Source organism: Paenibacillus psychroresistens, from assembly GCF_009728935.1.
GTDB lineage: Bacteria > Bacillota > Bacilli > Paenibacillales > NBRC-103111 > Paenibacillus_AC > Paenibacillus_AC psychroresistens.
Map to the genome: position 1 here is coordinate 3,922,592 of NZ_CP034235.1, position 21,034 is coordinate 3,943,625.

The 21,034-nt window shown below is 37.2% G+C and carries 19 protein-coding genes and 3 pseudogenes; 19 read left to right on the plus strand and 3 right to left on the minus strand.

Annotation, left to right across the window (positions count from 1 at the left end; all coding sequences use genetic code 11):
- Positions 1-12 precede the first annotated feature (12 nt).
- From xerS to EHS13_RS17790, 7 genes and pseudogenes are all read left to right on the plus strand, one after another.
- Complete coding sequence (gene xerS, locus EHS13_RS17760; protein WP_155701648.1) at positions 13-1,089, plus strand: tyrosine recombinase XerS; 1,077 nt, start codon at positions 13-15, stop codon at positions 1,087-1,089.
- Between the two features lie 160 nt (positions 1,090-1,249).
- Positions 1,250-2,215, plus strand: a complete 966-nt coding sequence (locus EHS13_RS17765; protein WP_155701649.1) for a glycerophosphoryl diester phosphodiesterase membrane domain-containing protein — start codon at positions 1,250-1,252, stop codon at positions 2,213-2,215.
- 248 nt (positions 2,216-2,463) lie between these two features.
- Positions 2,464-3,780 carry an ABC transporter substrate-binding protein gene (locus EHS13_RS17770; protein ID WP_155701650.1) on the plus strand — a complete coding sequence of 439 codons (1,317 nt, stop codon included), beginning with the start codon at positions 2,464-2,466 and terminating at the stop codon, positions 3,778-3,780.
- A 158-nt stretch (positions 3,781-3,938) separates the two neighbouring features.
- Positions 3,939-4,160 (plus strand): annotated as a pseudogene (locus tag EHS13_RS17775) (tyrosine recombinase XerS); the annotation flags it as partial.
- A gap of 707 nt (positions 4,161-4,867) precedes the next feature.
- Complete coding sequence (locus EHS13_RS17780) at positions 4,868-5,113, plus strand: hypothetical protein (protein ID WP_155701651.1); 246 nt, start codon at positions 4,868-4,870, stop codon at positions 5,111-5,113.
- A gap of 302 nt (positions 5,114-5,415) precedes the next feature.
- Positions 5,416-5,631: a hypothetical protein gene (locus EHS13_RS17785; protein ID WP_155701652.1), complete on the plus strand. Its 216-nt coding sequence runs from the start codon at positions 5,416-5,418 to the stop codon at positions 5,629-5,631.
- A 149-nt stretch (positions 5,632-5,780) separates the two neighbouring features.
- Positions 5,781-7,077 (plus strand): annotated as a pseudogene (locus tag EHS13_RS17790) (IS110 family transposase).
- Positions 7,078-7,686: 609 nt separating this feature from the next.
- On the opposite strand, the pseudogene EHS13_RS36435 reads toward EHS13_RS17790, so the two are convergent.
- Positions 7,687-7,906, minus strand: a pseudogene (locus tag EHS13_RS36435) (IS6 family transposase); the annotation flags it as partial.
- A 115-nt stretch (positions 7,907-8,021) separates the two neighbouring features.
- Between EHS13_RS36435 and EHS13_RS17795 the strand changes: the two are divergent.
- The 7 genes from EHS13_RS17795 to EHS13_RS17825 all read left to right on the plus strand — a co-directional run bounded on the left by EHS13_RS17795 (position 8,022) and on the right by EHS13_RS17825 (position 15,059).
- On the plus strand, positions 8,022-10,145 hold the full coding sequence (locus EHS13_RS17795) for an NTTRR-F1 domain (protein ID WP_155701653.1): 2,124 nt from the start codon (positions 8,022-8,024) through the stop codon (positions 10,143-10,145).
- A gap of 593 nt (positions 10,146-10,738) precedes the next feature.
- Positions 10,739-11,080: an alpha-helical endospore appendage domain-containing protein gene (locus EHS13_RS36820; protein ID WP_227014100.1), complete on the plus strand. Its 342-nt coding sequence runs from the start codon at positions 10,739-10,741 to the stop codon at positions 11,078-11,080.
- A 512-nt stretch (positions 11,081-11,592) separates the two neighbouring features.
- Positions 11,593-12,963, plus strand: a complete 1,371-nt coding sequence (locus tag EHS13_RS17805; RefSeq protein ID WP_155701654.1) for a transposase — start codon at positions 11,593-11,595, stop codon at positions 12,961-12,963.
- Between the two features lie 115 nt (positions 12,964-13,078).
- A complete protein-coding gene (locus EHS13_RS17810; protein ID WP_155701655.1) occupies positions 13,079-13,309 on the plus strand; it encodes a hypothetical protein in 231 nt (76 codons plus the stop codon).
- A gap of 118 nt (positions 13,310-13,427) precedes the next feature.
- Positions 13,428-13,703, plus strand: a complete 276-nt coding sequence (locus EHS13_RS17815; protein ID WP_227014043.1) for a type II toxin-antitoxin system VapC family toxin — start codon at positions 13,428-13,430, stop codon at positions 13,701-13,703.
- A 369-nt stretch (positions 13,704-14,072) separates the two neighbouring features.
- Complete coding sequence (locus tag EHS13_RS17820) at positions 14,073-14,366, plus strand: nuclease-related domain-containing protein (RefSeq protein WP_405083567.1); 294 nt, start codon at positions 14,073-14,075, stop codon at positions 14,364-14,366.
- Positions 14,367-14,681: 315 nt separating this feature from the next.
- Positions 14,682-15,059: a hypothetical protein gene (locus tag EHS13_RS17825; protein WP_155701656.1), complete on the plus strand. Its 378-nt coding sequence runs from the start codon at positions 14,682-14,684 to the stop codon at positions 15,057-15,059.
- Positions 15,060-15,118: 59 nt separating this feature from the next.
- On the opposite strand, the gene EHS13_RS17830 is transcribed toward EHS13_RS17825, so the two are convergent.
- Positions 15,119-15,679 carry a histidine phosphatase family protein gene (locus EHS13_RS17830; protein ID WP_155701657.1) on the minus strand — a complete coding sequence of 187 codons (561 nt, stop codon included), beginning with the start codon at positions 15,677-15,679 and terminating at the stop codon, positions 15,119-15,121.
- A 234-nt stretch (positions 15,680-15,913) separates the two neighbouring features.
- On the opposite strand from EHS13_RS17830, the gene EHS13_RS17835 reads away from it, so the two are divergent.
- From EHS13_RS17835 to EHS13_RS17850, 4 genes are all read left to right on the plus strand, one after another.
- A complete protein-coding gene (locus tag EHS13_RS17835; RefSeq protein WP_155701658.1) occupies positions 15,914-16,390 on the plus strand; it encodes a GNAT family N-acetyltransferase in 477 nt (158 codons plus the stop codon).
- A 24-nt stretch (positions 16,391-16,414) separates the two neighbouring features.
- Positions 16,415-17,293 (plus strand): class I SAM-dependent methyltransferase, encoded by an 879-nt coding sequence (locus tag EHS13_RS17840; RefSeq protein ID WP_155701659.1) that lies wholly within the window; start codon positions 16,415-16,417, stop codon positions 17,291-17,293.
- Between the two features lie 162 nt (positions 17,294-17,455).
- The gene (locus EHS13_RS17845) at positions 17,456-17,884 is read left to right on the plus strand and encodes an NUDIX hydrolase (protein WP_155701660.1); all 429 of its coding nucleotides are present in this window, start codon (positions 17,456-17,458) and stop codon (positions 17,882-17,884) included.
- 181 nt (positions 17,885-18,065) lie between these two features.
- Positions 18,066-18,581: a hypothetical protein gene (locus EHS13_RS17850; protein WP_155701661.1), complete on the plus strand. Its 516-nt coding sequence runs from the start codon at positions 18,066-18,068 to the stop codon at positions 18,579-18,581.
- A gap of 621 nt (positions 18,582-19,202) precedes the next feature.
- Here EHS13_RS17850 and EHS13_RS17855 read toward each other — a convergent pair.
- A complete protein-coding gene (locus EHS13_RS17855) occupies positions 19,203-19,784 on the minus strand; it encodes a GNAT family N-acetyltransferase (protein WP_155701662.1) in 582 nt (193 codons plus the stop codon).
- Between the two features lie 287 nt (positions 19,785-20,071).
- On the opposite strand from EHS13_RS17855, the gene EHS13_RS17860 reads away from it, so the two are divergent.
- Positions 20,072-20,839, plus strand: a complete 768-nt coding sequence (locus EHS13_RS17860; protein ID WP_155701663.1) for a nucleotidyltransferase domain-containing protein — start codon at positions 20,072-20,074, stop codon at positions 20,837-20,839.
- Positions 20,840-21,034: the final 195 nt, after the last annotated feature.

Consider the following 21,034-nt stretch of genomic DNA (forward strand, 5'->3'; position numbering starts at 1 on the left):
AGGTGGAAGCCATTGAACATCATTAAAGCTAAAGATCGTATTACGTTGGAAAATAAATTGCCTGAGATGCCTTGGTTTGTTGAAAAGTTCATTAATTATAAATTACCGGATCTGTCACCTTCATCATTGCTTGAATATGTCCGGGATTACGAAGCCTTTTTTTCCTGGTTATTGGGGGAAGGCTTATCGAACGCTACTTCATTTAAAGATATTCTTCTAGAAGAGTTAGAGAAGCTGCATATGGACAGCATTGATAACTTCAAGATGTTTCTATTATCAAGATTGAATAATCCTAATTCTAGGGTCACTATTTCAAGAAAACTTTCATCGATTCGTTCCCTTTTTCATTATTTAAGTCAAATTGCTGAAGATGAGAACTTTTATCCTCTGCTTAAGAGAAACGTTATGGCGAAAGTTGAAATCAAAAGAACGAATAAACCGAAGGACACTGCTGCTAAATTAGCTGGTAAATTACTCGAAGAAAACGAAATTATTGAGTTTATAGAATACATTAATAGTGGTTATGAACTGTCTGTGGCCAATAATAAACAAGCTCTGTACTCTTATCACATCAACAAAATTAGGGATATTTGCATTATAAGTCTGTTTCTAAATTCCGGATTACGTGTTTCTGAGGTTACCAATCTTAATGTAAATGATATCGATCTTAAAAAACGACTCGCATATGTTTATCGTAAAGGTGCAAATGATGATACATTTAAAACGCCAGTCTATTTCAGACAAGAAGCTTCAGAAGGCTTGAGTCAATATCTTGACCTTCGTCAAGTTCATTATAAAGCTCCAAAAAAAGAAAATGCTTTCTTCCTCGCTGTTGCAAACGGTAAAAATAGTGGCGAAAGAATGAGCAAAAGAGCTATTCAAGCCTTAGTGATTAAATATGCTAAGCATTTTGGAAAGCCTTTTTTGACTGTACACAAACTTCGGCATTCATTTGCCACCGATTATTATTTACGTAACGACCTTTATAAAACACAAGATCAGCTTGGACATGCTTCACCAGAAACAACGCAAATTTATGCTCATCTTACCGATAAAACGATGTCTGAAGCGATTGATATTCGAAAGTAATGAGTTTGAAGTTACAAATTTATCATTGTTGTCATCAACTATGAAGATTCTCCTATTCTGATATAAACTTGCATGACATGATACGAAATGTATCATAAACTGAAATAAATTAATAACATAGATTAGAGAGAATTTTGGAGGAATTTACTTGCATGGAAAGATGTTAAAACCTATGGGATATGGACAGATATTGATTCTAAGCTTTCAGATCTATCGCACATTATTTGTTAAGCTTTTTTTGTTGGTATTCCTTTTATTTTGTCTTTATAACTTGCTGGAAGTTATATTTTTTTCCGATTTTTTTATAAGTATGGCTAGTATTAATTCTGTTATCTTTAATCAAAATGCTGCAGATCTAACAGGAGATCAGCTTCTCAATACAGTAAGCACTGAGATTCCCGGATTAATTGCAGTTGTATTAGGTATCATGATGGTTTTATTTATATCGATTGCGATATCGACTGTAGTATTTATGGTAGATTCGGTTAATCAAAATAAGCCTGCCCGTATTGGAGAATCCATGCGTCGTTCGTTCAAAAGGCTCTGGTCAATGTTGGTGAGCTGTTTCGTTTTCTTCTTTTTTCTCTCATTTATAGCTTTGATGTTTATTATTGCTTTTGTGATTATTTTAAGCTTTACGTCATCGTTTGGTTTATATGGTTTTCTAGTTGATTACTTTCAAAATTTCTTCAGTAGTGCATGGGTAATTCCAAGAATTATACTAATAGTACTAGCTTCTTTTTGCTTAATGTTTGTTTATATTGTAGTGCGTTGGAGCTTTTTTATTCCCTTTGTAGCATTAAAAGAAGATAGTGTGGGTATATTCCGTTCCTGGAGGCTGACGAAAGGAAGCTTTTGGCGTATTTTCGCAGTTTTTTTTACTATGTATGTTATTGCAATTGTCTTGATTATAGTCGCTACAACACTCAGCTTCTTGATGCTGAGTGTTGTTTATACGGCTATTTTGTTTATATTAATAAATCTATTAATTTCCCCGCTTCTCTTGGTTGCATACGTTGTTTGCTTTTTTGATCTAAGAGTAAGAGCAGGAGCAGGAGGCACAGCCTTAGAGCCAATGCTTCTAAATCCAGGATTTAATCCAACTCCATTATGCTTATTGAAGTAAACAATTGAAAAAAGCTATGCCGCCAACGTGTACCGATACTCAATCGGTGCACGTTAATTTCATATATTCATGTAACTTATACTTAAAGAGTACACTTTTCCGAAAATTGTATTCTATTTATTATCCAATGGATATAGCATGATCAATTGTAAGGAGAATAAACTACTTCCCTTGATATTTGTGACTTTTAGCATGGTACGCTTGGATTGAGTATTATAAAAATTTAACAAAAGGAGCACCAGGTTGAAATGAAAAAACTATATTTTCTAATTGCAATGATAATGGTATTGACGATTTTTAATGGATGTAAAAAATCTCCAGAGATAGAGGTTGCCATAGCAGCCAATACTCCTGAAGAGAAATCAAACAATGATTCTATTATTAAATTAAATATGTTGGCACTTGACTTTCCCCAGCAATCAAGAAGAATTGATATTTATGAAAAAGCAAAAGTTAAATATGAGGCCGACCACCCCAATGTAAAAATTAATATTGAAAGGATTCAATATGATAAGTATCGTGAAAGACTAAAACAAGATTTTGAAGCTGGAACTTCACCGGATCTTATCAATATAGCTAATCCAGACTTGGCTCAATTATATCGAAACCAACAGCTTATATCCCTCAACCAATTTGAGAGGTTGGATAATTTTAAGTTTGAGGAGCGATTGTACAAAGCCATGCTAAATCATACCACCTCAGATGGAGAAATATATGCAGTGCCTACTTTTGGTGATCCTTACGTAATATTCTATAACAAGAATTGGTTTGATAAAGCGAAATTGGCATATCCGCAAGAAGGATGGACCTGGGAACAGTTCATTGTAATTGCAAGAAAATTAATGGTGGCAAATGCTGAGGGTGATTCGAATAAATTCGGTGCGGCGATTAACATTCATCCGGATCCAGTTGAAGTATTGACGATTGGTATGGGAGGCAGCTATTTATCATCAGATGGTCTGCAGTCAAAAGGATATTTAGACAGTGACATTTCTTCAAAAGCATTTAAATGGCTGGTTGATTTGGTAAATGTTCAAAAAGTTGCCCCCTATACTGAAGACCCGCTTCGATATTTTACCAATGGGCAGGTAGGTATGACTATGCAATTTTATTATGGATTAACCGAAATCCAAGGAAGTTTAGGTGATCGGTTTGGTGTAGTGGGCTTACCCAAATTTGAAGCTGGAAAAAAAGTTAACACTGGTTTTTCTTATGGCATTGGTATTTCAGCACAATCTAAAAACGTACCAGCTGCATGGGATTTTCTAAAGCAAATTGCAGTTGAAACCAATGAATTTACCAAGGAGCTCGGTAGCAATGAATTTATTGCAATAAGGGAAGTAATTGACGGAAGTGGAATTCTGGAGGATCCTGTTTTAAGTGTTTTTTCCAATGAAATGGAATTCTCTGAGAAGAGCTCATTTTATATGAATGGGCGTTGGGAGTCCTTTGTACCGGAGTTAACCTCGGCATTTCGAGATGCCTTTAAAAGCAAAGGAGATATTAAGCAAATGCTTACCAGTGAATCAAAAAATGCCGACTTGAAATTGAAGTCTGAAAATTAGGGGGAATGAATGGTAACCAACAACTTAACCTGGAAGAGGCAGAGCGCAATATAAGCCAAGCAGTGTTTCAAGCACTTTCATCCACAGGATTAGAAACCCAACATATATAGTTCGCTAGGGTTAATGATTATGTAACTAACAAACTGGGGTGAAAGCCAATGAAGATCATCAAAGCTAAAGATCGTCTTACGTTGGAAAATAAATTGCCTCAGATGCCGTGGTTTGTTGGAAAATTTATTAATTATAAATTACCGGATCTTTCACCCTCATCATTGCTTGAATATGTCCGGGATTACGAAGCTTTATTTTCTAGGTTATTAGGGGAAGGCTTATCGAATGCTGTTTCGTTCAAAGATATTTTTCTAGAAGATTTAGAGAAACATCTCATCCGTTATTCAAGCGTTAGTAATTAAATATGCTAATGATCTCTACACAACACAAGAACAACTTGGACATACTTCACCTGAGACAATTCAAATTTATGCTCATCTCACTGATAAAACAATGGCCAAAGTTATTGATATACAAAAGAATGAATTTTAAATAAATTCGTTCTTTATTTTTTTGTTTTACAAAATATGTATAATTCAGTGTCCGGTAAAAAAACCTCGATATTTGTTTACATAATATATATTACGTTTGGACATTTCGTTACTTATCGGGACGATGACATAATTATCGTACCGTCCCGGGATATTATCGGGCGCGTCCCCGGGAGTTATGCGTCGCTCCCTATAATTCAATTATTCCCGATAAATGAGTTATACAAACAGTGAATTAAAATCAAATATTCTTTGAATAAACTCATTCAAAGTATAATGTTAAACTTTCAAATTGTCATATAACGAATATATGGTCCACCGCGCGCTGGGAGCTGCGCGCGGAACGAAAGCGCACTGCACATGAGTAAAAGCTACAGTCGTTAAGACCGATTTTTGTTGAACGGATACGATAATGGAGGGCTTGGTTTGGTCAACTCCTCTTTGGATTATTGAAACGGGCAGTATAACTCAACACAAAAAACGTAATTAAAGTAAATATGAAAAGGCTTAATAGTTAGTACCTAGTTGGAAGTGGTGAGATCGGTATGAAACGTTATGTATTTACAATTTTTATTGCTGTTGTTTTAATATTAATAGCCATAATACAAACATGGATCGCATATCAACCTAAAGTTGGACCAGTTGGAAATGGTCCTAATGATGCAGTAATTTGGACTAATTTCACATGGCAATTATTTACAGGGATATGCTTTTTGACTGTGGGAATTATTGGGATTTATAAAAGCAAAAAGACTGAATTAAATGGTGACGTTAAGCAATCTGACAGTTAGAAGAAACAAATGAGAGTAGCAATTATCATACTATTGATCTTACTTTCGCTTTTCGATATTTGGTTTTTAACTTTTACAATTGAGCATGTTAGTTTATTACGTAACGAAGCAAGTTCTCTTGGTAGGTTTGTCATTATGTTTTTTCTTTTAACATCCGTCATTATATTTGGTTCCTGGCGAACATTTGAATCTATTAAAAAAGGTAATTTATAAATTTTTCCCTATCGCTTTATATTTCAAGTACGGAGAATTGGCGTAGTTCGTAATAGACGTTAATTAGAATTTCTGCTAAAGGAGGAAACATGAAGAAAATCATTGCAATTATAATTAGCACTCTGTTATTAATTGCTTTTTTTGTTTATCTTATAAACGTAAGAGATAACGAGAATAAATCAATCCTCAAGAAAATAACAATCTCTTTGGAATCAGAAGAAAATTTAAAGGATTGGAAAATCACATTAACTCCCTCTCTTAATGATTCTATAAAAAAGTGGGTTTATGATTTAAATATTCAATAAACAGGTGCGAAGGAAATTACGAATATGGAATACAATATAGGAGCTATTCCTGTAATGAAGTAATTTGAGCTTTGAATGAAAAATGCACCTCTAGTATACTGGGAATTGTTCTGGCCGAACAAATAACCGATACGAAAAGAGGCACACAAATGAAGTATAAGATGAAACAAAAGCAGAATCAACTTATTACACGTATTAGTGAAACAACGCTAGTTGTAGGAGCGGACATTGCAAAGAAGATTCACATTGCACGTGCTGTAGATTATCGTGGAATCGAGTTAGGTAAGGACTGTGAATTTTACAATGATCGAGAAGGTCTAACGAAGTTAGCGACGTGGATGAAGGAGCTACAACAGGTTCATACCAAAAGCGAGATTGTATTTGGAATCGAACCTACCGGACACTACTGGTTTCCGTTAGCAGCTTTCCTGCAAGGTGAGGGAATTAAGATTGTGCTCGTCAACCCACACCATGTAAATAAGACCAAGGAAATTGAAGACAATTCACAAACCAAGAGCGACTATAAGGATGCTAAGGTCATTGCTGATCTGGTTCGCAATGGAAAGTATTCCGAACCAAATTTACCAACAGAAGCTTATGCAGACTTACGTATTCTAATGAATTTACGCGAGAAAGTCGTAGTAAATTTGAGCCAGGTCTAGGCACGCGTACACAACTGGTTTGATCGGTTTTTCCCTGAATATCCACTGGTATTTAAAGATTGGACGGGAAAAGCATCGCTTATGACTTTGCAGCAATTTCCGACTCCGCAAGAAATTATCTCTTCAGGAGCCAGAGGTGTTCTTGTACATTGGAAGACGAAAATTAAGCAAGGTATAGGCATCAAGAGAGCAGAGAAACTGTATGAGACCGCCGTAAACTCTATAGGTCTTACCGAGGGAAGAGTTGCCGCCCGAATAGAGCTAGCGACGTTATTAGAGCAGTTTAACCTGTTTTCCAAACAAGCTGAAACGATCATGCAAGAAGTCGTAAAAATCCTAGATGAGATTCCAGGAACAGTTCAAATGCTGAGTATTCCAGGTGTGGGGATTACGACCATCTGGGTTCCTAGCAGAGGTGGGCGACCTGAGTAAGTATGATCATGGTCAACAGATAATACGCTTAGCTGGCTTAAACCTCAGAGAGAACAGTTCAGGTAAGAGAAAAGGCAAGACCGGTATAAGCAAGCGAGGACGCTCTCGTCTTCGGGGGCTGCTATTCCGTTGTATTATGCCAATTGTGGCTAAAAATGCAGAGTTTAAAGCGCTACACAAGCATTACACAACACGAAACCAAAATCCCTTGAAAAAGAAGCAGTCTCTTATCGCTTTGTGCGGAAAACTGATACGTGTGCTCTATACACTTGGAACAAAGCAGAAAGAATATGATGTCAATGAAGTATTTGGCCCCATTCGATTAGCACAATTACAAGAAAATGCTGCATAAATGGAATTAAGATGTTCCCTTATTAACAGGTAGACAAGAATAAATAGCAAGAACCTCACTTATTAACATATGGACAACAATGACAATAGAAGCACCGGAGAAGCCGAAAGTTAATTTCCATAAGGGCAACGACCCAGTTTAGGAGCAAGAATCGGCCTCCACCCCTTGAGAGGTAGAACGAAGGAATGTAAGGGCATAGACCCAGTGTGATATGGGAGGGTAAACCCCAAGGGTGAATGTGGAGATCCACTGTGCGATCATAAGTTTTATCACAGTTTGGATAAAAACGAGTCCAAGCCCTATTCCCGCCACGAGCCTTATAGAATATATGGTTCTACGACAATATTCTCCCATTACCCTCTAGGTGTCAAAGTTGAAAAACTAAGAGTAAGCGAGAAAACAGGCGAAAACAATACTTTATAGTGGGAGGAAATACTGGTAAGGCTATGCTGGGAATCGAGGCCATGCATATGATTAGGAAAGGGCAGGCCGGAAATAATTCGTCTGTCCTCTCTGCATTTGAATGGCTTAATAAAATATTTGGTATTATGGCATAGTTAATTACAATTTATTGGGAAATTGCTATCTTTATTAATTCTTGCACCACAACCTGTAAAGATACTTCCACTGCCCAATGACTTTAATATAGGTCTCAACCGTCTTATAGAAATCATTTTGTCGACTTCAAATAAGGACGTATTCGCTTGTCTAATTCCGGTCCAAACTGATGAATCCATCGCATGATAGTTGTATGAGTCATATGTAGTCATCGTTCGTCCATCATTTCTACTAGATTACGATAACTAAGGCTGTATTTTAAATACCATCTCGGATCTTTATTATTAAAATTAATATAACAGACCAGAACGATTTATATTGAGATACATAGGATAGAGAGACTTTACTATAAAAAGTCGACTTAGTAAGAAAGGAGAAAAAATGATATGAGCATTCAAAATTTAATCGTTAATGGTGGTTTTGAAACAGGTACCCTAGCACCTTGGATTCCAGCTAATACAACAATTACCAGTCTATTTTCACATTCAGGTACATTTTCAGCAAGGCTACAAGGTGGTCCAGTAACCTCATATATTGGGCAATTTGTTCCGGTAACTCAAGGAGATAGTTTTGAAATTCTTATTTCGTTAGCCAAAGTAGGATTTCTGCCAGCTGCGCCTGTCATAATACAAGTTTTTTATTTTGATAGTATATTTAATTTGTTGGGACAAGGACTTTTTACAAATGTTCCAATTGATCGGATTCCTACTGCTGATAATCACACATGGCTTGAAATCTACCAAACTACTACTCCAGCTCCTTTAGGAAGCACGCAAGCATTTGTTTTAATAGACAATCTTCCGCAAGCAGGAACGGCAGACATTTTAGTTGATGATGTAGCTTTATTAGCAGCAGGAGGATCTGGATCAACAGGACCGACTGGAGCCACTGGCGCTACTGGAGATACTGGAGCTATGGGTGTGACTGGAGCCACTGGAGCTATGGGTGTGGCTGGAGTCACTGGAGCTATGGGTGTGACTGGAGTCACTGGAGCTATGGGTGTGACTGGCGTTACTGGAGTTACAGGTGCGACTGGCGATACTGGAGTTACAGGTGCGACTGGCGATACTGGAGTTACAGGTGCGACTGGCGATACTGGAGTTACAGGTGCGACTGGCGATACTGGAGTTACAGGTGCGACTGGCGATACTGGAGTTACAGGTGCGACTGGCGATACTGGAGCTACTGGCGCTACTGGCGCTACTGGAGATACTGGAGCTATGGGTGCGACTGGCGTTACTGGAGTTACAGGTGCGACTGGCGATACTGGAGCTACTGGCGCTACTGGAACTACGGGAGCGACTGGTGTTACTGGGTCTACGGGAGCGACTGGCGACACTGGAGCTACTGGAACTACTGGAGTTACTGGAGCCACTGGAGCTATGGGTGTGACTGGCGCTACAGGAACTACGGGTGCGACTGGCGACACTGGAGCTACTGGAACTACTGGGACTACTGGAACTACTGGAGTTACTGGAGCTACTGGAACTACTGGAGTTACTGGAGCCACTGGAGCTATGGGTGTGACTGGCGCTACTGGAACTACGGGAGCCACTGGAGTTACGGGAGCGACTGGCGACACTGGAGCTACTGGCGTTACTGGAACTACTGGAGTTACTGGAACTACTGGAGTTACTGGAGTTACTGGAGTTACTGGTGTTACGGGAGCCACTGGAGCCACTGGAGCCACTGGAGCCACTGGGACTACTGGGGCTACTGGAGCTACGGGTGCCACAGGAGCAACAGGAGTAACTGGAGCCACTGGAGCCACTGGAGCCACTGGAGCTATGGGTGTGACTGGCGTTACTGGAACTACGGGAGCGACTGGCGACACTGGAGCTACTGGAGCTACTGGCGCTACTGGAGTTACAGGTGCGACTGGCGACACTGGAGCTACGGGTGCCACAGGAGCAACAGGAGTAACTGGAGCAACAGGTGCAACAGGAGTAACTGGAGCAACAGGTGCAACAGGTGCAACAGGTGCAACAGGTGCAACAGGTGCAACAGGAGCTACAGGAGCTACAGGAGCTACAGGAGCTATAGGCGATACTGGTGTAACAGGAGCAACGGGAGCTACAGGAGCTGTCTCTTCCGCATATGCTTATGTTTTCAACTTAGGAGTTCAGGGTGTAGGGGCCAATGTTGACGTTATTTTCAGCAATAACGGTCCTCTGGTAGGAGGGATCTCTCATATAGCAGGAACAGCTCCTGTGACCATCTTAGTTGCAGGTAATTACCATATCCAATGGAGTATAACCGTTAATCAAAATATACAAACTGCATATGCGATTGTGCTAAATGGCGCAACGCTTCCACAAACACTCTTTGGGTTTGGTGTCAATAGTTCAGCAAATAGTTTTTTTCAGACAGCAGGTCATTCCATCATTACTGTTCCAGCAAGTGCAACTATTACTTTAAGAAATGTAGGATTTGCGGATAATTTGGCTACTAGTCTTGATGGTCAACAGATTGTAAACGCCTCGTTGGAGATTATTAAATTGACTCTATAATGAACAATATAGGAAAGAATTGCTCCTAAAGAAAAGTAAAATAGAATGGCACGGGCCAATACATTTGTAACCGCTCTTAACCTTTCTCGGGAAAGGGCGGTTTTTTAAAAAATGCTGATTGGTCCTATGGATGCTCGAATCATTCTATATCCATATTTAACTATATAACCTATATCCAACCATTAAAAGGAGAAAACATTACGCTCTCTAATGCAGAACAGACTGACCATTCCGCAAATATAGAAGAATGACACAAACTTCCCCATTTCATTCAACCGTTCTAAGCCATCATGAATAATTCAGGTATTAGTGTGAGCTTTAGTTCATGTGAAATGTTTGATTTTCCATATTATATTTTGTAGTAAAAAATATATGAAAGGAAGTGACATGTATTGAGTCAAGCAAATATCCCAAATATTACCCCAACTATTAATATAACTAGAGATGATGCAATCAATCTTCTATTAGCCTCGATCGCTATGTAAGAGTTAGGATTAAGTTACATAATCAATGCAGAAGCTGAGAAGATACACTATAGTCTGGGAACCCTCCCAGGGTTAACTATTCCTTCATTCATAAGCACAATCTTACTTGTGAATGACAGTGTTCAAGCCACTATGCGTGGAGCAATCAAGAAAGAAATGCTTCTGGAAAACAAACTTCAAGCCATTTTGCAGTCAACCACTTCCATAGAGCCAACAGGAGCAACAGGAGATACTGGTGCAACAGGAGCAACAGGAGCTACGGGGGTAACAGGCCCAACAGGCCCAGCACCTACGTTTGTAAACGCATTCTTTAACGGTAATATTCAACCTCAGACAATTGCTTCGGGATCAAATATTTTAAATATTACTCCAAACCAATTTACTGCACTTACTTATAACGCAGTAACAAAGTGTTTTCACAATATAAAATGCGGGTTTGTACAACATTAGTGTTGTAATAAATCTTGCAGCTGCCACACTACCAGGAGCAACAATCGGGTTATCGCTAAATAATTCTACAGCATTACTGTGAACGATAAGTACAACTGTGTCCGATAATACTAAAATTTGTTTACATAATATATTACGTTCGGGCATTTCGCTACTTATCGGGACGATGACATAATTATCGTACCGTCCTTGGATATTATCGGGCTCGTCCCCAGGAGTTATGTGTCGCTCCCATTAAATCAATTATTCCCGATAAATGAATTAAACAAACAGTGAATCAGTTTGAAATACAACCGATTTAACTGATTTAACATTATATATTTGGATTAGAGCGATTAATTAGCCTATACACTTTGCGGTTTAAACATATTTTATTTATGTGAATCAATTTCATAATTCCAAAGCCTTATTGCGCTTAAGTTTTTAGAGCATAAAAAAAGGAGTGCCTCCCCAAATCTCGAAGTGTTTAGTACCCCTACCAGACACTGATGAGAAGAAAGGAGCATCTCCCAATGTACAATATTCAACAAGAAAGTCTGTTTTCCTTGCAGGATTTATTAGAAATGTCACCCAAAGATACGTTTGCTTATCTTTTTGAGACGTTAGATATTAATCCATTCTTACGCGTTGTATCTAAAAAGGCATTTTTAGGGGCACCAACTCAGCTCAACTACGTAGCTATGCTGCAATCGTTATTCATTCGAATCGTTGAACGTATTCCAACCATTAAAGATCTGCGGAAACGATTGAAACGAAGTATCGAATTTAGCACGGATTGTGGATTTATGGGTTCTGATCGAATTCCAAGTGAAGCTTCTTACACGCGACTTATCCAGAAACTACTACAATCGGAAGTGTTCCAGCAGTCTCAACAAGACCTAGTCAAGCAAGCGTTTCATGAGGGTTTTATCGATGCTTCCGCGGTAGCTATAGATGCAACTCATGTTGAAGCCAGAGATCGTCAACCCGAGAAAAAGAAGGAAGACAGTCAACCACTAAACACGAAAACGCCAACGAAGAAACGGGGACGCAAGTCCAAGGGTGAGCGAGAACAATGGCTCAAGGAACAGTTGGAACTGGAAGAGAATCGAACGTTATTCGAGAAAAAGGTAGAAACCCAAGCCTCCTACAGCTATGACGAGTTGGTGAAGGAAATCCCGTTAACTCCAGCCTGGGGCGTAAAGAAAAATTCGGAAGGCAAGAATGTATTCTGGTACGGTTTCAAAGCCCATCTTGTCGTCGACTGCAAAAGCCAATATATCCTTGTAGCCTTACTTACATCAGGAAATATGAATGATGGAAAGTTGGCCATTCCCTTACTTAAAGGACTTGCTGAAAAGCATCCTGAACTAGCCATTTCTCAAGTGATCGCGGATGCAGGTTATGATCTCGTACCGATTTATAAGCAAGTCGAGAGCATGGGTGCAAGGGCCCTCATCGATTACAACCGCCGGAATGAACATCAAGAAGATGGCATGGATAAATACTTTCGTCCCGTCTGTAAAGAAGGTCATTCTTATCGATACGATAGTTTTGACCCGAAGTACGAAACGGTCAAATACACACAGCCCAAAGAATGTTCAACCTGCCCTTTTAACGATGGACACTGTCAGAAAGTATTTAAGAAAAAGATCGATGATAACCAAAGAAGATATACGGTTCCAGCACGTGGTAGTGACCGATATAGGGAACAGTACAAAAAAAGAACAGCCGTTGAACGTGTAAATGCCTACTTAAAAGAGTTCTTTCAACTAAATAACATTCGCCATCGTGGCGCATTAGCAAAGGTTGATTTTGAATTCGCCTGTCTGACCTACACGGCATGCAAATTAACAGCTGACCGATTAAATCAATACATTAAAATGAAAAAGTCTACTGCTTAGCACTTTTTTTAAAAATCATAGTATGAATATTCGGTCAGCCTGTCTATAAAGAAAATGATTTATGAAATTGATTCATGTTATAATAAATCTATAATTATGGATGGGAGGGATACCAGTGATCCCCAAAAAAATTAATCGTCAGACTGTAAATGCATTAAAATCTATATTAGACGAGCTCGATATTCATAACCAAAGGGTTACGATAGATTTCTCTAAAGAAATGATTGAAGTAGAAGATGATGACTACTCCATTGACGACCTTTTAGAGGCTGCTGGAACCTTAACTCCAGAAAGAGCAAAGGAACTTTATGATGAAGTTAAGAGGTCACGCGAAGAATGGGATTAACAACTCAAGACTTTTTATTGGATACTAATATTGCAATAGCCTTACTTATGAATGAAACATCTACGATGAATTTTGCACAACAAGCTTTCAACGATAAACGAAAACTATTTTTTCTGTAATCACGGAATGTGAAGTTTATACAGGTTTAAAGCTTGAAGAACAATTACTTGCCAACAAATTATTTAATACTAAGCGTTGTATTGAAGTAACTTCTCTAATTGCAAGAGCAGCCGGAGCAATACGGAAGGAACAATCTTTAAAAGGACGAAAACTTATAACACCAGATGCTCTTATTATTGCGACTGCTTTAGAATTGAAATTAGTTCTAGTTTCGAGAGACCATGATATGAAATTTATTGAAAATGAATATAATATCGAGTTTATTATTCCATGAAGCAAATAATTTCTGGTAAATAATATTAAATCCTTAAGGTTACGAGCTTCAGACAAAGTATAATCACAACATTGCCCTCCCGAAAAGACAGTTTTTGTAATTTTCTATATCTCCGTACAGGTGCTTGATACATAAATACCATTTGTCACAATTAAAACCATTTGATATAAATTTATAGAGGGCATAAAGAACATGAAAGGAAGGTTTTCTATGAGAAAAGTATTCGCTGGTATGACCATGTCTTTGGACGGCTTTATCAATGACGGTAACGGAAGCGCAGAAAAACTTAGCCCAGATGTTACTGCGTCCGATAATACTAAAAGTCTTTAGATTTATAACCAGAGGTATTTTCAAATAAGGAGCCATATTATGATTAAAAAATTTATGAACTTGTTTAAAGTGAAAGAAGAAGTTCCCAAACTGTCAATACCAAAAAAAAATCAAAAGAAAAAGGTAAAACCCACTCGTATAGGTGAGTTAGGGGAATATAAGATAAACATACAGTTAGATCAGCTTCCAAAGGATTGTACATACTTAAGTGATATCATGATAAAAAATTCTAAATCCAAAACAGGATACTCGCAAATCGACCATATCGTAATTTCACCTTATGTATCTTTGTTATTGAAACGAAAAATTATAACGATTAGGTATGAGACCTGAGTTAACAGGAAAGGGCAATGGATCTACATTTTTCACAAGTATTTTTCACTTTCTTAATAAAACTTACGGAGAGATCGCTCTTAGATTAACTGTGGCAAAGTTTTATCAAAGAGCTATAAACCTTTACGAAAAGCACCGATTCCACAAGGAATTCGAATTTTTAAAAGGATCTAGCATATTTGTCGTAATGATAATGAATGATGTTCATTGAACTAACGGATACTATAGTTGAGGGGCTTACTTATGCATCACAATTAACAAAACTAATATTAAAAGTGGGGGAATGTATATGGAGAATTATAGATTGTTTTCAATTTGGTTAAATCAGATTTTAGAGCTAGACATCCCTCTAGGTATAAATGCATTCAATTTCACCTTATAGGTATAAATGCATTCAATTTCACCTTATATGAAGGGTCAGATGATACATACGATATACAATTAATAGGTTCAGATGAATTCGATGAGAATGACTCAGATTGGGCTTGTACCGACTATTTGAATTTGGAAGAAAATATTTGCTCTATAAAAAGAACAGAAGATATTCAAGAATGGGAACAAGGTTTAAAGTACATTACAATGTTAGTAGAACGTTATCTTAAAGAAGGAGAGTATGTAAACGTCCTCAAAAGTGCATCTGCTATTGGAATTGGATTTGTAGACGGGGATATTGATATTCTATTTTGTGCTTAATTAACGGGTGCTAGATTTTCGTTTTTATTTTTACGTTTAATCCTTATTTTGGGTACGTTCTAACAATAATCAAATTCTGTACAAGAATATGATTCGTCAAAATCGATTTCTGATATTCCGCAATAAGGTATGTTTGGGTAGGGAACAAACCGGCATATAACAATGCTGTGCGCTACAACAATTATTTTTTTATAACTGCTATAACGTAAAAGAGCTTTTTTAGCACGTTTGAATACATTTTCAAAATCTTCAAACTTCATCTCACTATTCTCCGGACACACCCCTTTGTATTTTGTGCATAATTCTTCTGCTATCAGAGCTTCTTCAATAGATTTAAATTGAAAAGATAAATCTGGCATCCATTCATGTAAATCCAATTCAATTTTTATGCCCAACTGTCTGTTTTTGGATATAATAGCCGCTGTTTGCAAAGCGCGTGTATATGGAGAAGAAATAATAATTTCGGAATTGTCTAATCTATTATCAAAAGAAGCTTTTTCGGCAATTGAAATGCCTTCTTCAGTTAATTGAGCTAAGTCTATTCCGTGTCCTATATATTTTCTTTCCAAAACAAATGAGTAATCCGGTTTGCTGTGCCTCATAAATACTATTTTTTGCATAACACTACCTCGCTTAATATATAACTATTTATGTCTAAATAAAAAATAAAGCCGGTACAATTATGTACCGGTTAAACCCTTGCCCATATGCTAAAAGGACAACCCTAAAAATGCCATGAATACATAATAGTATATAAAAAAATTCAACATAAGTCTATTACTTTTCTGGTATAAGTTGTATGTTTATTCATGCGACCGCGGCGCAAAAACGATTTGTGAAGGGAGAAAACCTGCATGATTACGCTCCGAAAAATCACACTGGAAAACCGGCGTGCCATATTTAATTTGGAAGTGTCAGAAGAACAACGACGTTTCGTTGCTTCCAATCTGTCAAGCATGGCTTCGTGTTATGTCCTTGCAACCAATGGAGGACATCCATTTCCTTTTGCCATTTACTCGGATGGGCAACCCGTCGGTTTTGTTATGCTGGCCTATGGAATCACCGGATACGAGTTCCCGTCAATCGCATACGACAGCTATTGCATCATGCGACTGATGATTGACAAGCAGCACCAGAACAGGGGTTACGGTAAGGAAGCCATGAAAAAAATCTTGGGATTTATTCGGACCTTTCCAGCTGGACCTGCACATTACTGCTGGATTTCTTATAAGAAAGATAACTTGCACGCCAAAAAGCTTTATGAGAACTTCGGATTCCGTGACAACGGCGAAATCGTAGAAGATGAGTTAATCACCATATCGCCACTATGAATTTATCTAAAGGGGAAATTCCGAATGGGAGATTATTATTGGGACAGCAAAATCGATTATTTAAGTAAGACCAGATGGTTATATTACAATGATGATTACTTGAATTTCCTTGTTAAAAGTGTCTGGAAAATGAATTCACCTGTTCGAATCATCGATTTTGGTTGTGGCTACGGATATTTAGGTACCAAGCTTATGCCGCTGCTACCTGATGGCTCCACGTATACAGGTGTAGATGCTGGAGCCAAATTAATTGGTCATGCAAAGGAAGTATTTCAACATGCTCCATTTAAAGCACAATTTTACCTTGGGGACATTCAGGAAATAGCTTTAGAACGAAAGTATGACGTTGCAGTTTGTCATGCATTTTTATTGCATGTGGCAAATCCAAAGGAAATTCTTCAAAAGATGATAGATTGTTTGGTCGATGGAGGCAGGATAATATGTTTTGAACCTCACTGGATCTCAAATATGGCAAGCTATAATCTTGATGGGTACTTCCTATCTGATGTGGTGCAGTTAGGTTTTCTCCAGGAGTTATTTGAAAGAGATGCATTGCGCAGTGGGAAGGATGGGAATATCGGGATAAAAGTGCCCGTATATTTAAGCCAGCTAGGGGTAAGGGAAATCGAGTGTAGGGTCAGTGATAAGGTGAATTTTTTAGATCCCAACTCGGATGCTGCAAAGAAGGGAGTGCTATTCAACTCGTTAAAGGAAGATGGCTTTGGAGCAGATACTGGAGAAGAATTGCAGTTTATCACTGGATTAGTGAACCGTGGTGCTTCTGTTGAAGAAGCACAGAAACAGTACAAGCTAGAATCGTTTTTGTCAAAAGTATTTAATAACGAGGCGGTTCTAACTTGTGCCCCGAATATGAAGATAACCAGTGGAATTATCGAACGATAAATTACGCTAACTTACCCTGATAGAGTAATGACAGCAGGCTGCCGATATATCGGCAGCTTACTCAGCTAACTGGCAGTTTAATGCAAAAAAGGTATTACTAAATTCATATTGAAATTGTATTACAGGAAATTATGAACTCCAACAGAGTGTAGGAGGTATAATGTGTCACATAACTTAGCAAGTGGAATTGTTATTGTTGAAAATGAGAAGATACTTTTGGTTAAAGATAAGCATGGATGGACTTTACCTAAGGGTTCCATTGAGAAGGGTGAATCATTTAAAGAAACAGCGCTCAGAGAAGGAAATGAAGAAACAGGGTTTGATTTTCTTATTGATGGAGTTGCTTTTATTACAGAGTATAAAACTAGAGAATACGGCCAATATTTACAAGTTTATTATAGTGGTAATATTCTCTCGAAAACGAACAATATTGACCCAGATGATGTAATCGAGATAAAATTTGTACCTATTATTGAAGTTAGAGAATATATCAAGTTTCGTGCCTGGATCATCCCTTTAGAATATTGGTTAGAACAAAAAAAATTAAGATACCATAGTTTCGACTTAGATGTTGAGGGGTTTGAAATATAAGCTCCTCAACTAACGAATTCGATAACGGAGGAGCTTGATATACAGCAGCTCCTCTTTTCCATTGAAGTAATGGGCAGTATACCTAGCTAAAGAGGCACGGGAAATCTTAATAATTAGGATTTTGGATTCCTGATTATGGTAAAATGAATTTATTCCAATTTTAGTTACATGGAGGTAAACCATGGGATATTACTTTCGAGGCATGATTAGTACAGATAACATTGTAAATATTTCCAGAGATAAATATAAGAACTTAAATATTATCAATTTATATAATAATTTGGTGATAATCCCCCTAACTGATGAGTTATTTGATGAAGTAAATGAAAACAGAAGCGTATCTATAAAGAACTATAAATACTTTACTGATAGAATAGGACTGTTCTGCTCGAATATTTCGATGATTAGTAAGATTGCTTATGTCGAAGCTGAATATTTTGGTGGTATAGGTTCTCAAAACGGAATTGTTTGGGATAAGGAAAAAGTATTTTTTGAGGAAACACTTAGCGATAACGCAATCAATAAAGCATTAGAGATATTAGGAATAAAGAAATCAAAAGATAAAGATGAGTTTGATACTGTCGGTTTTGGTAGACATAGAAACGTTGATGACTGGATTACAGTAAACAATCGATATTCCACTAACGGGCACGATAGCGTTGGAGTTTGCTCTGCAGCGGCTCCTCTTTTCTACTGAAGTAACGTAGAAGATTAGTTCAATACCGAAAGGGCTGCTGAGAAGCAATCCTTTGCTACGCTAACAGGCAGGATAGTTTAGTTATATTGGTTCTACTCTGGTCGAAATACTCAAGCGAAGTCCTTGATATTACTGAATTTTTCTTCATGATCGAACACGAATTAACGCCGATTAACATCACGTTATAACGTTCCGCCTTTTTTACATTCGATTCTGATATATCTCAATTGCCCTGAATACATATAAAACCGCCGAATCCCTTGTATATCAAGGCTACCTTACATTCTGTTGTAAAATAAACTTCCCTTTGTTTTGAACCTTTACCATTTACGAAGACCGAGCAACTTCCCAGAACTTCACCCACACGGCACCAAGTACAATACAAAAATTCTAGAAGTGCATGCGGCTTTTATATGCTCTAATCCATTTATGGTACGGTTCACCGTATCACTTTCCAACTAAACGAAAAAGTATTTGAAATAAAAATAGTCTGTTAGTTAAAAGGCACTCCAAATTGAGTGCCTTTATCGACTATTATACATTTTCATAATAAATATGAAGTATATATAAATTTATTTGTTATTGTTTTTCTGTGCATTGTTATAATATGGGATATTTGACTTAAAAAGATACAATCTCTGACATTTCGCTGCAACTTTGTTCCCATTCATCTAAAAGAATACTATAATGTTGTTCATTTTCCCACTCTCCGTTTTTAAATCTAACCCTTCTAAATTCTCCTTCTTTGGTCATTCCAACTTTTTTCATAATTTTTTCTGATTGAAGATTATTAGAATTACATCTTGCTGCTACTCTATGTAAATTGATATGTTTGAAACAGATTTCAGATAGTAAATTAGAAATCTCAGTGGCGTAACCATTACCCCAAAAACTTGGTATTAGGAAGTAACCGATTTCACCACAACCACCTAAATTATTTTTATTATGAATCTCGATATCTGCAAAGCCGATAAAACTGTCATCAGAAGTTAAAAAAACTGCAAATTCATAAGCATTTCGATTTTCAATAGTAATATTATTTTTCAATACTTTCTTAAAATATGGAAGTATATCTTCTTCACAATTAAATTTTTCTATCAAGGCATACCGCATTACTTGTTCATTCGAAAATACTGAATAAAATAAGTGAAAATCATTTTCTGTGAATTCCCTGTAATTAAGTCGTTCACTTCTATATATCATAAACTAACCTCCTAAATTAACATATACATTAACTCGTCCTATATATTTGATGCAAACTATATCTTTCTTCAGTATATCAAACTAATATAAATTTGCATTTATAATAACACAGTAAGTAATCTTTCGAAATAGTATCTTTGGTCAATAACGGAACAAAGAATCAATACGGTCATTACGCTACGGGCAGGATAGTTGAATGATTTCGCGAATAACTTAAGTCATGACGAATTTACGAAGTTCGCAAAAAGACGTTAGCCGAAAGAAGTTCTTAGTTTAGGAGGATCTATATGATATTAGAAAAAGTTATAAATAGAATTGTAATACAAAGTGAATATAAGGATTTTGTTGATAAGTATATAGATAATATACTTACCGAATTTAAAGGTAAGATTCATAGCATTTATATGTGTGGCTCGATTCCAAAAGGAACTGCTAAACCTTTTAAGTCAGATGCAGATTTTACTATTGTATGTGTAAATCCCAAAGATATTGATTACGAAAGATTGTCAAATATTAAAGACAGGCTTTTGGAAGAATATCCAGTAGTAACTAAGATTGATACGATAATTTGCTCGATTGACGATGTATTAAGTAAACCAAATGAGTGGGGTTTTTGGGTAAAGATAATTTGTGTTTGCATATATGGTTATGACGTTGGTGAAAAAGTACCACCGATAATTATTTCTCCAGAGTTCATTTTAGACTTAAATACAGAGACCAAGGAGGAAGTAGATCGTATACATAGTTTACTTTCTAATGCTAGTGATAACACAATGAAAACTAGATATATTAAAGGTTACTCTAAGAGATTAATTCGTGCATTATACTCTTTGGTTTTAGAAGATACAGGTGTATGGCAAGATGACATTATTAAGATGAAGAATGCCATATTAAACTATTGTGAGATTGACTCCGCTTTAGTTGATTATCTGTATGCTTGTTACTTGGATAGTAATGTACTTGTTGAAGAGTTTCTGGGAATTGCAGATGAAGTATATAGCTATTTTGAGAACGCCTTAAATGCAATGGCTGCTTCCAGAACTTCCTTCGGCTAACACCATATTGACGCTCCGGGTCACTCTGAGAAGCGAGTGACCACATCCAGCCCCCTAAGCCCGTCGGGACGTCACTGCATTAGGTGTTCGGCAAGCCTCGCAACTATAAGCAGCGACTCTAATTAAAACATAAGACTATTGAGCTAACGGGAACTTTAGTTCAACAAATCATATAGCAGTTTGCCCCCGGCAACT

Bases quoted from the DNA above. Each gene is read 5' to 3' on its own strand.
- EHS13_RS17805 (WP_155701654.1), top strand. From the start codon at position 11,593: ATGTACAATATTCAACAAGAAAGTCTGTTTTCCTTGCAGGATTTATTA.
- EHS13_RS17795 (WP_155701653.1), top strand. From the start codon at position 8,022: ATGAGCATTCAAAATTTAATCGTTAATGGTGGTTTTGAAACAGGTACC.
- EHS13_RS17780 (WP_155701651.1), top strand. From the start codon at position 4,868: ATGAAACGTTATGTATTTACAATTTTTATTGCTGTTGTTTTAATATTA.
- EHS13_RS17835 (WP_155701658.1), top strand. From the start codon at position 15,914: ATGATTACGCTCCGAAAAATCACACTGGAAAACCGGCGTGCCATATTT.
- EHS13_RS17830 (WP_155701657.1), bottom strand. From the start codon at position 15,679: ATGCAAAAAATAGTATTTATGAGGCACAGCAAACCGGATTACTCATTT.
- EHS13_RS17850 (WP_155701661.1), top strand. From the start codon at position 18,066: ATGGGATATTACTTTCGAGGCATGATTAGTACAGATAACATTGTAAAT.
- EHS13_RS17770 (WP_155701650.1), top strand. From the start codon at position 2,464: ATGAAAAAACTATATTTTCTAATTGCAATGATAATGGTATTGACGATT.
- EHS13_RS17765 (WP_155701649.1), top strand. From the start codon at position 1,250: ATGTTAAAACCTATGGGATATGGACAGATATTGATTCTAAGCTTTCAG.
- EHS13_RS17860 (WP_155701663.1), top strand. From the start codon at position 20,072: ATGATATTAGAAAAAGTTATAAATAGAATTGTAATACAAAGTGAATAT.
- EHS13_RS17785 (WP_155701652.1), top strand. From the start codon at position 5,416: ATGAAGAAAATCATTGCAATTATAATTAGCACTCTGTTATTAATTGCT.
- EHS13_RS17820 (WP_405083567.1), top strand. From the start codon at position 14,073: ATGATTAAAAAATTTATGAACTTGTTTAAAGTGAAAGAAGAAGTTCCC.
- EHS13_RS17840 (WP_155701659.1), top strand. From the start codon at position 16,415: ATGGGAGATTATTATTGGGACAGCAAAATCGATTATTTAAGTAAGACC.
- EHS13_RS17855 (WP_155701662.1), bottom strand. From the start codon at position 19,784: ATGATATATAGAAGTGAACGACTTAATTACAGGGAATTCACAGAAAAT.